The 9039-nt window shown below is 59.6% G+C and carries 7 protein-coding genes and 2 pseudogenes; 7 read left to right on the plus strand and 2 right to left on the minus strand.

The features are described from left to right. Positions 1 to 77: 77 nt before the first annotated feature. Positions 78 to 728: pseudogene (locus AB4097_RS21005) on the plus strand (DUF6538 domain-containing protein); the annotation flags it as partial. 309 nt (positions 729 to 1037) lie between these two features. Beyond that, positions 1038 to 1538, plus strand: a pseudogene (locus AB4097_RS21010) (hypothetical protein); the annotation flags it as partial. Positions 1539 to 1577: 39 nt separating this feature from the next. Here the strand turns inward: AB4097_RS21010 and recD2 are convergent. Next, on the minus strand, positions 1578 to 3776 hold the full coding sequence (recD2, locus tag AB4097_RS21015; RefSeq protein ID WP_442043161.1) for an SF1B family DNA helicase RecD2: 2199 nt from the start codon (positions 3774 to 3776) through the stop codon (positions 1578 to 1580). A 233-nt stretch (positions 3777 to 4009) separates the two neighbouring features. Here recD2 and AB4097_RS21020 point away from each other — a divergent pair, with 233 nt between their 5' ends. From AB4097_RS21020 to AB4097_RS21040, 5 genes are all read left to right on the plus strand, one after another. Beyond that, complete coding sequence (locus AB4097_RS21020) at positions 4010 to 4399, plus strand: hypothetical protein (RefSeq protein WP_442043163.1); 390 nt, start codon at positions 4010 to 4012, stop codon at positions 4397 to 4399. Beyond that, positions 4399 to 4845, plus strand: coding sequence for a GlsB/YeaQ/YmgE family stress response membrane protein (locus AB4097_RS21025; protein ID WP_442043165.1), 447 nt, complete (start codon positions 4399 to 4401; stop codon positions 4843 to 4845). The genes AB4097_RS21020 and AB4097_RS21025 overlap by 1 nt, the downstream gene beginning before the upstream one ends. A gap of 425 nt (positions 4846 to 5270) precedes the next feature. Then, positions 5271 to 5990: a hypothetical protein gene (locus AB4097_RS21030; RefSeq protein ID WP_442043167.1), complete on the plus strand. Its 720-nt coding sequence runs from the start codon at positions 5271 to 5273 to the stop codon at positions 5988 to 5990. A gap of 79 nt (positions 5991 to 6069) precedes the next feature. Then, the gene (locus AB4097_RS21035) at positions 6070 to 7167 is read left to right on the plus strand and encodes an NAD(P)H-dependent flavin oxidoreductase (RefSeq protein ID WP_442043169.1); all 1098 of its coding nucleotides are present in this window, start codon (positions 6070 to 6072) and stop codon (positions 7165 to 7167) included. A 398-nt stretch (positions 7168 to 7565) separates the two neighbouring features. Next, positions 7566 to 8879: an adenylate/guanylate cyclase domain-containing protein gene (locus tag AB4097_RS21040; protein WP_442043171.1), complete on the plus strand. Its 1314-nt coding sequence runs from the start codon at positions 7566 to 7568 to the stop codon at positions 8877 to 8879. Here AB4097_RS21040 and AB4097_RS21045 read toward each other — a convergent pair. Continuing rightward, a complete protein-coding gene (locus AB4097_RS21045) occupies positions 8876 to 9028 on the minus strand; it encodes a DUF6538 domain-containing protein (protein WP_442043173.1) in 153 nt (50 codons plus the stop codon). The two genes, AB4097_RS21040 and AB4097_RS21045, sit on opposite strands and share 4 nt — an antisense overlap. Positions 9029 to 9039: the final 11 nt, after the last annotated feature.

Here is a 9039-nt window from a genome sequence, read left to right on the forward strand (position 1 = left end):
GACCATCCCGAATCCGTCCGAAGCAGCGTCCGACCGGGCTCTGGCTGCGCGGAACAGTCTGGCAATTTCGGGCACGAGTGCCTTCAAGCGTTGCGCGGACCATCGGCAAGACGGTGGTCAGCCAATCTCTCCGTACGTCTTCGTACTCGGAAGCCATCCGGCGAGCACGAATGGTCGCGGGAGAGTTGGAGCAAAAGTGGCTGATGACCGCGAACCAAGACCGGGTATCGAGCCCCTTACCTACTCACACCTCTGAAGCGGAGGAGCCGATCTCAAAATCTGAAGCTGCGGCTCCTGCGGAGGGCAGATGCAAAGTACCGAAAGAGATCGTTTGCAACCTAGAGGCTGAGCCGGTGAGTGTCCCAGGTAAGGAAATGGGCTCAGTCCCTTCAGGCCCGAGGAACAGAGGAAACATCGCCGTCCAGGGCGGGCCTTCGATCCAGCAGGTCTACGAACGCTACCTAGACGATCCCGCTGTAGTTCGATCCACCAAGACGCTCCTCGCTTATCGGTCGGCTTACGGTCGCCTCATTGAACTGATCAGCCCCGAGATGCCTGTTAAGGCAGTCACTCGGGAGGTCTGCCGTGATGTGCTCGATACCCTGCGTTATCTCGCACCCAACTCGACTAAACGATACCCAGGGCTTACTGGCCGGGACGCGGCCAAGAGGGCGAAGGCCGAAGGTCTGGCTCCGATGAGCGCATTGACCATCAATGGGCACATCCAAAAACTCTCGGCCCTCATGAACTGGGCGGTAAACGAGGGATACATTGATCGTAATCCGGCACGCGGTCTGAAAGTGATCGACAGAGTTCGTCGCAAGGACAAGCGTTACCCGTTCTCATCGGAGCAGTTGAGGCTGATCTTTAACGCGCCGCTCTATCGGGGGTGCCAGGATGACGGACCGGGCTACGCACGACCTGGAGCCAACTACCCCCGAAGAGGGCGATTCTGGGTGCCGCTCATTGGATTGTTCTCGGGAATGCGCCTCAACGAGATATGCCAACTTGATGTCGCTGACGTGCGACTGATTGATGGGATCGATTGCTTTATTGTTACGGCTGGCGGGCCGGATCGCACAACAGACAAGCGCCTCAAGACAGAGAATGCTGAACGAGCAGTGCCAATACACCCCATCCTTGTTGATTTGGGTTTCGTAGATTACGTCCAATCGCGTCGGGTCAGCCGGGATACTAAGCTTTTTCCTGAGCTACCTATTGCTTGCACAGGCTACTACTCCGACACCTTCTCGAAGTGGTTCGCAAATTTCCTGGAAAAGACAGGGGCCAAAGCATCGCGAACCTCATTCCATTCCTTCCGGCACAACTTCCGCGATGCGTTACGAGATGCCAAGACGGCGAAAGAAATTGCGTATGCACTGGGTGGATGGTCCGGTGACAGCCCAAATGGCGAGTCAGCAACGGCGGAGAACTACGGTGGAGGTTTTAAGATTAGCACGCTCGCAGAAGCAATTGCTAAGGTGCATTATCCGGGCCTCGACTGGAGGCATCTTTTGCACCGGGAAGATCACAGTTGATTGGGCACGGTGAGGGAAGAGTTCGCCTTGTGGAAACCTTCAGGCGACTACCAACCACTCCCGCAGTTTCGTCCAGCGCCGCTTCATCTGCCCTCCCCTCACCGCCATAGCTACAGCTTTCTTTTGACCCACCAGCACCACAAGGCGTTTGCCGCGTGTCACGCCCGTGTAGAGCAGATTGCGAGCCAACATCGTGAAGTGCTGCGTCACGACCGGGATGATCACGGCGGGATACTCTGACCCCTGGGATTTGTGGATGGTGGTGGCGTAGGCCGGCACCAGCGTGTCGAGTTCACCGAACGGATAGGAGACCTCCCGCCCATCGAACGAGGCAATGAGTGCCCCTTCCTCGTCGTCGATCCGCACCACCGTGCCGAGGTCTCCATTGAACACCTCCCGGTCGTAGTCGTTCTGGGTCTCCATCACCCGATCACTCGGCGAAAAACGCCAGCCGAACCGCTCGACCTTGGATGGAGGGTTAGGGTTGAGGACTTCCTGCAACTGAATGTTGAGATTGCGGGCTCCAAGCACCCCTCGGTTCATAGGGCAGAGCACCTGAACATCCTTCATGGGATCGAGCCCGAATCGGCGCGGCATGCGTTCCTTGATCATCTGGATGATTTTCGGCACGCCCTCCTCGGGATCGGCGATTTCGACGAAGTAGAAGTCGCTCTCTTCTCCAGGCTTTGGTGGCTCAGGCATCTGGCCCTTGTTGATCCGGTGGGCGTTCACCACAATCCGGCTCTCCGCTGCCTGCCGGAACACCTCGGTCAGTCGAGCCACTGGGATGCGTTCCGAGGCGATGATGTCCGCCAGCACCTGTCCCGATCCGACCGATGGCAACTGGTCCACATCCCCTACTAACAGCAGGCCCGCATGGGACGGAATGGCCTTGGTCAGGGCATTCATCAGAGGCACATCGACCATTGAGGTCTCGTCCACTACGAGCAGGTCGCAGTCGAGTGGGTTCTCCTCGTTCTTCGAGAAACCGCCGTGCTTCGGGTCGATCTCCAGGAGTCGGTGAATGGTCTTGGCTTCGATCCCAGTCTGCTCGGTCATTCGCTTGGCCGCGCGTCCTGTGGGTGCTGCCAGGGCAACCTGGACACCTTTGGCGACCAACACTCGCAGAATAGTGTCGAGGAGGGTCGTCTTACCAACGCCTGGGCCACCCGTCACAACAGCCACTTTGGACCCGAGCACCAGCTTCAGCGCCTCACGCTGCGAGGTCGCCAGGGTTTTGCCTGTGCGGCTCTCCACCCATGGGATCGCTTTGTCGATGTCGATCTCGGGCCAGGGCAGTGAGCCGGACGCTCGTTCCATCAGCCGGGACGCAATGGCTTGCTCGGACAGATAGAGCCCCTTGAGAAAGAGGCAGGTCGCGTCCCCGATGGTGTCTGAGACGACCTCCCCTTTGGCAAGTTCTTCCGAGATCGCCGTGTGGATCAAGGCCGCGTCCACCTCAAGCAGTTGCTCGGCCAAGCGGACGAGCGCCTCGACCGGCAAGGCACAGTGCCCCTCATCCGTCGCTGTTTGGAGCGCGAACGAGATACCTGCACGAATACGTTGCGGGGCGGTCTTTTCCATGCCGAGCTTGGCAGCAATCGCATCAGCGGTCTTGAAGCCAATCCCGCGCACATCCTTGGCCAACCGGTATGGGTCCTCGGTCATGACCTGGATGGACTCATAGCCATAGGTTTTGAAGATACGCACGGCTCGTGCTGTTCCGACGCCATGGGCATGCAAGAAGATCATGATCTCCCGCACTGCCTTCTGCTCAGCCCAGCCCGCCACGATGCGGGAGGCTCGCATGGGGCCGATCCCAGAAACCTCGGTAAGGCGCTCAGGCGCGGCCTCGATGATCTCGAAGGTGTCCACGCCAAAGGCTGACACGATCCGCTTGGCCATCGCAGGGCCAATGCCGCGCATCTGGCCTGAGGCAAGATACTTCTCGATCCCCTCGGCTCCAGTCGGCGGCGTGGTCTTGAGCACCTCAGCCTTAAATTGGAGGCCATGCGTTCGGTCGCTCAGCCATAGCCCGCTGGCGGTGATCCATTCCCCGGCAGAAACCGCAGGCGTATGACCAACAACCGTCACAAGGTCACGCTTGCCCCGCGTATGCACCTTCAGGACGGCAAAGCCATTGTCCGCATTGTGGAAGGTGACGCGTTCGACCGAGCCCGCGAGGGTCTCCAAGGCAGGTCGTTGATCGGCCTGTGTGGGTCGGAACATCTGATTCATGGTGCCTGCTGGGTGGAATACCCAGCCTCTTCGACTTTATCGCTCGATGGTGCTGCTGACGAGGTGATGCTCCTTCGCTCGCAGTCCTTCATCCGAGACTACCGGTACCGGCCTTGCGGTCGGCTCTCAACAAGATCAGGGGAGAGGACAGAAGGTCAAAGCGTCACTTGACCCTGACGTATGTTCTATGTTTGTTCTTTTCGAGGCAGAGATCAAGAGAGGTCCACTAATTCATGATTCGCACCGGATCAGACCGAAAGCTCACCATGATGAGTGAGCCAGAGCAACAGCTAAAGGACGTGAAGCGGCTGCTCGTGAAAGCTCAGCAGCAGATCAGGAAGCTGCATGAGAAGGCCATAAATCAGAAGCAGCAGATTCGTGAGCTACAGGGGCAAATCAAGCACGACGACAGCCTTGCTGCCGAGCGCGAGGACCTCAAAACTGAGATCGCGGACCTAAAGGGCGAGATCAGGGAACTGACTCGTGCCAACCATGAGCAAGTCGAGAAGCTTGATGCGCTCCGGGCCGAGAACGCAAGGCTGAAGGTTGGAGCGAAAGTTCAGACGCCGAACGGGATCAGTGCTGGGGCAAGTCTCCGAGCCTTACAGCCCTCGCTGTCCTGATGATCGAAAACGTAGGCAGACCTTCTCTTCTCCTGACTTGGCTGCTGGACGGTTTCTCCGCTGCCTCCCATATCGAAGGCATGGCGAAAACATCAAACCGCAACCCAGGCGGGACGCGAGGCAAGCGTAAAGCATCTGAGCCAACCGGCGCTCGGCTACCGATCCGCATCAGCGTGGACCGAGAGGCACTTCGTGCGCTGGACAAGCGAGCCATCGCCGCCCAGGCCGGGGTCGGTATCGTGGCAGGCTGGCTGGCAAGCTGGCTTGTCGGCGGCTCTGGTCTAATTCATTACGTGGTCACGGGACTTGCTGGATCACTCATCGGCGGATTTCTTCTGGAGCGCCTCGGCATTGATCTCGGCATTCGCAATCAGACAGCCAGCCGCATTGCGACTGCAACCATAGGGGCGATGATCGTCGTCCTCCTCGCCCGCATCATTGACTGAGAAGCGTTACCAACGGCTAAAAAAGCGCACGACGGGTCAGGTTCGAGATCACGAAGCTCACCGAAGCAGGCACCATTCCAATGAAGTCAGCCGCAGCGTACCGCGCTCACATCACCAAACGCCCTCAGGCGGCTTGATTGCCTCGCAATCGGGCGGCTCCGGAGCCGCCCTTTTTCTTTCCCAGCCACAGGGTGGGATACAGTAAGTGAATAGATCACACTGAGTGGCCGCAGGTGGCGCAGGAACAGAGTGCAGCCGGGTCATTGCGGGATCGACGATTGGAACAATTGCGAGCGCCACCCATGACAGCGGAAACTCGCCTCATTCCCGCTTGGCAGCTTCTGGATCAAGAGAGCCTTCATGCTCTGGTGGAGACACCAAGGCGCGGCCTTCCCGAAGGCATCTTCCTTGCTCCGAATCGAGTGTTGCAAGAGATCAGCGCTGTCCCGCTGGTCAGGGCAGCCCATCAGGTGACGGAACGGGCTATCGCACAAGGCGGCTTGCCCCTGACCGCAGCCGGTGCCCTGTCACGGGCCGATACGCGAGCACTCTTTGATCTGATCGACTGGCCCGACTACGCTAAGAATGAAGTCCTCGCCGTCAATCAGGTGCTGAACGAGGCCGATGCCCTGCCGGTTCACATCACTCGCATCGCGCTCCAAGTGGCGGGCCTGCTGCGCCGTCGCGGAAAGATGCTGATCGCCACCAAGAAGGCTCAAGCCCTTCTGGACCCTAACGCATCCGCCGATCTCTTTGCACTCTTGTTCGAGGCGACCCTGTGGCGGGTCAGCCTCAGCTACTTCGACCGGTTCCCAGTCGAGCATTGGCCGCAGGACCATATCGGCATTGTGCTCTGGTGTTTATCAGTGGCCGCCAACAACTGGTTGGATGCCGACATGCTCGCCCAAGTCTGCACGGTCCGGGACGAGCGTCTCGACCATACAGTTAGGGACTTTTCAGGGCCTGCCATGAGGAGCCGCGTACTCCGCCCGCTCACGTGGTTGGGGCTGATGGAGATGGCCCGCCGAGATGATGGGGTCCAGGCCGACTGGATGCGCCCCTCCGTATTCAGGAAGACCGCCCTCTTCAATGCGGTGGTCGAGTTCAAGGTCAAGGTGCCGGTGCGAACGGGAGCCACCCACTGAAAGCGAGAGGCCCCTCTCCACCTGAGAGCCATGGCGCTATAAGGATGATGGGAACAGTCTTAACGACGAGGAACAGATCATGTGGCCGGATCAGCGCATTCAGGACCTCTTCGAGATTGAGTTGCCGATCATCCAGGCTCCCATGGCCGGTTCGGTCGGGTCCGAGATGGTGATCGCCGTTTCCGAGACAGGAGGACTAGGCTCTCTGCCCTGCGCGATGCTGAGCCCGGAGCAGATGCGGAACGAGCTTGGGATTATCCGTCAGAGAACCTCCGGACCCATCAACCTCAACTTCTTCTGTCACCAGCCTCCACAGGCTGATCCGGCGCGAGAGAACGTCTGGAAGCAGCGGCTTGAGAGCTACTACATCGAACTCGGACTTGATCCACAAGCGCCTTTTCCGGCACCGGCTCGTGCTCCGTTCGACAGCGCCATGTGTGACCTTGTGGAGGGGTTCAGGCCCGAGGTCGTCAGCTTCCATTTCGGCCTGCCTGAGCGAGCCCTGTTGGAACGGGTCAGGGCTATGGGCGCAAAGATTATCTCGTCGGCCACCACAGTGGATGAGGCGCGATGGCTAGAGGATCAGGGGTGCGATGCCATCATCGCCCAAGGCTACGAGGCCGGTGGGCATCGAGGTGTCTTCCTGAACAACGACATCTCCACGCAGGCAGGCACTATGGCGTTGGTGCCGCAGGTTGTGGATGCTGTGAAGGTGCCGGTGATCGCCGCTGGTGGCATCGCCGATGCGCGCGGCATTGTTGCCGCTTTCGCCCTTGGAGCCTCGGCGGTTCAGATCGGGACGGCTTACCTGTTCTGCCCTGAAGCGAAGGTCAGTTCACTCCACCGAGAGGCTCTCAAGAAAGCGAAAGATAACGACACGGTTCTCACGAACGTGTTCACCGGTCGGCCCGCTCGTGGAATCGTCAACCGAATTGTCCGAGAGGTTGGTCCGATGTCGGACCTCGCACCAGAGTTCCCTCTTGCGGCTGGAGCGTTAGCCCCGCTGCGAGCCAAAGCGGAAACCGCAGGATCAGGCGACTTCTCTCCCTTGTGGTCTGGACAGGCTGCCGCATTTGGTCGAGCCATTCCCGCTGGCGACCTGACGCGGCAGCTTGGAGCAGAGGCGCTTGGCCATCTGTCCCGGCTGGCTCCGACCGATTCGCCTCCATCAGGTTGAGCTTGGATCGGGATCAGGCATCTAATCCGCCGATGAACATCATTGTACTCACCCAGTTGTGGCGGGCAGTCTTCAGGGTCCGATAGGAGCGCCACCCGATTAGGCTGGGCGCAGTCCTGCTCATGAGCACCGTGCCTCATGTCCTGCGGTCGCACAGCTATGCCGCGACAGGGCCATGAGCACCCTTGTTGTTCGCTTCAGTCCACTTGGAAGACCGACTCGATCCGGACCCATGTGGAATGGGTCGGATCGGCTTTGTAGAGCAGGAGATCGTGACTATACTGACGCCGAGTGGTTGTGGCCCACATCGCCGTTTCAGCCTCCTTGGCATCCCGGCGGTTTGAGCACTCAACTGTTTTCGGCATTGGCTCTGCCCCCCGTGTTCGCAGGATCGTGCAATGCAGCCCGAGACCCGCTATGCGAAGAGTGGCGATCTTCACATCGCCTATCAGGTTTTTGGCACCGGATCAGTCGATCTCGTGCTTGTGCCAGGGTTCATCTCCAACGTGGAGGAGACTTGGGATAATCCGAGCGCAGCACGCTGGCTGGAGCGGCTGGGTCGATTTGCCCGTGTAATCGCGTTTGATAAGCGAGGAACAGGGCTCTCGGATCGAGTGGAGGCCGCACCGAGCTTGGACGACCGAATGGATGACGCCAGAGCGGTCATGGACGCGGCTCAGTCCGAGCGCGCAGTTCTGCTTGGCATCTCAGAAGGGGGATCGCTTGCTACGCTTTTCGCGGCGAGCCATCCCGACCGCTGTGTCTCCCTGATCCTCTATGGCGCGTTCGCGAAGTTCTCTGGCTGGTATCCGACTGAAGAGAAGCTGGCCGCATTCTATCAGTACGTCGAGGAGAAATGGGGCACAGGCGAGAGCGTGCGGAAATATGCTCCGTCGATGGGTGACGATGCTGGTTTTAAGAAGATTTGGGCTCGCCACGAGCGCGTGGGCGCAACACCCGCTGCCGCCAAAGCCCTCATGCGAATGAACCAAGAGATCGACATTTCCGGTGTGTTGAGCGCGATCCGCGTTCCGACACTGGTGATCCATAGGACAGACGACGCCGCAGTAGGAATCGAGGAGGGCCGCTACTTGGCCCAGCACATCCCGAATGCTCGGCTGGCGGAATTCGCAGGCGCGGATCACCTCCCCTACGTGGGCGAGAACGCGAGCGATCTCGCCGACGAAATAGAGGAATTCGTGACCGGTTCTCGGCCTGATGCGGAGCCGGATCGCGTCCTGGCGACAGTGTTGCTCACGGACATCGTGGACTCAACCAAGCGGGCATCGGACCTCGGTGATCGCCGCTGGCGCGCGTTGCTGGACCAGCACGATGACCTCGTTCGCCGGGAAATTTCCCAATTGCGAGGGCGGGAGGTGAAAGCGCTCGGAGACGGATTTCTCGCCACCTTCGATGGACCTGCGCGGGCGGTTCGATGCGCGGCAGCTATCGTCGCGGGGGCACGCTCCCTTGACCTGCAAGTCCGCTGCGGCCTGCACACGGGCGAGATTGAACTGAAGGGAACCGACATCGCTGGAATTGCCGTTCACATCGCAGCCCGTATCTCGGCTCAAGCTCAGGGTGGTCAGGTGCTTGTATCGAGCACCGTCCGCGATCTTGTTGCGGGCTCTGGGCTGCGCTTTGTTGACGAGGGGGCGCGTTCCTTGAAGGGAATATCCGACGAGGTTCGAGTCTTCTCTGTCGCAGATTAGATGAGCGATGGCGAGTACGAAGACGTACGGAGAGATTGGCTGACCACCGTCTTGCCGATGGTCCGCGCAACGCTTGAAGGCACTCGTGCCCGAAATTGCCAGACTGTTCCGCGCAGCCAGAGCCCGGTCGGACGCTGCTTCGGACGGATTCGGGATGGTC

The organism is Microvirga sp. 2MCAF35, assembly GCF_052115545.1.
Taxonomy (GTDB): domain Bacteria; phylum Pseudomonadota; class Alphaproteobacteria; order Rhizobiales; family Beijerinckiaceae; genus Microvirga.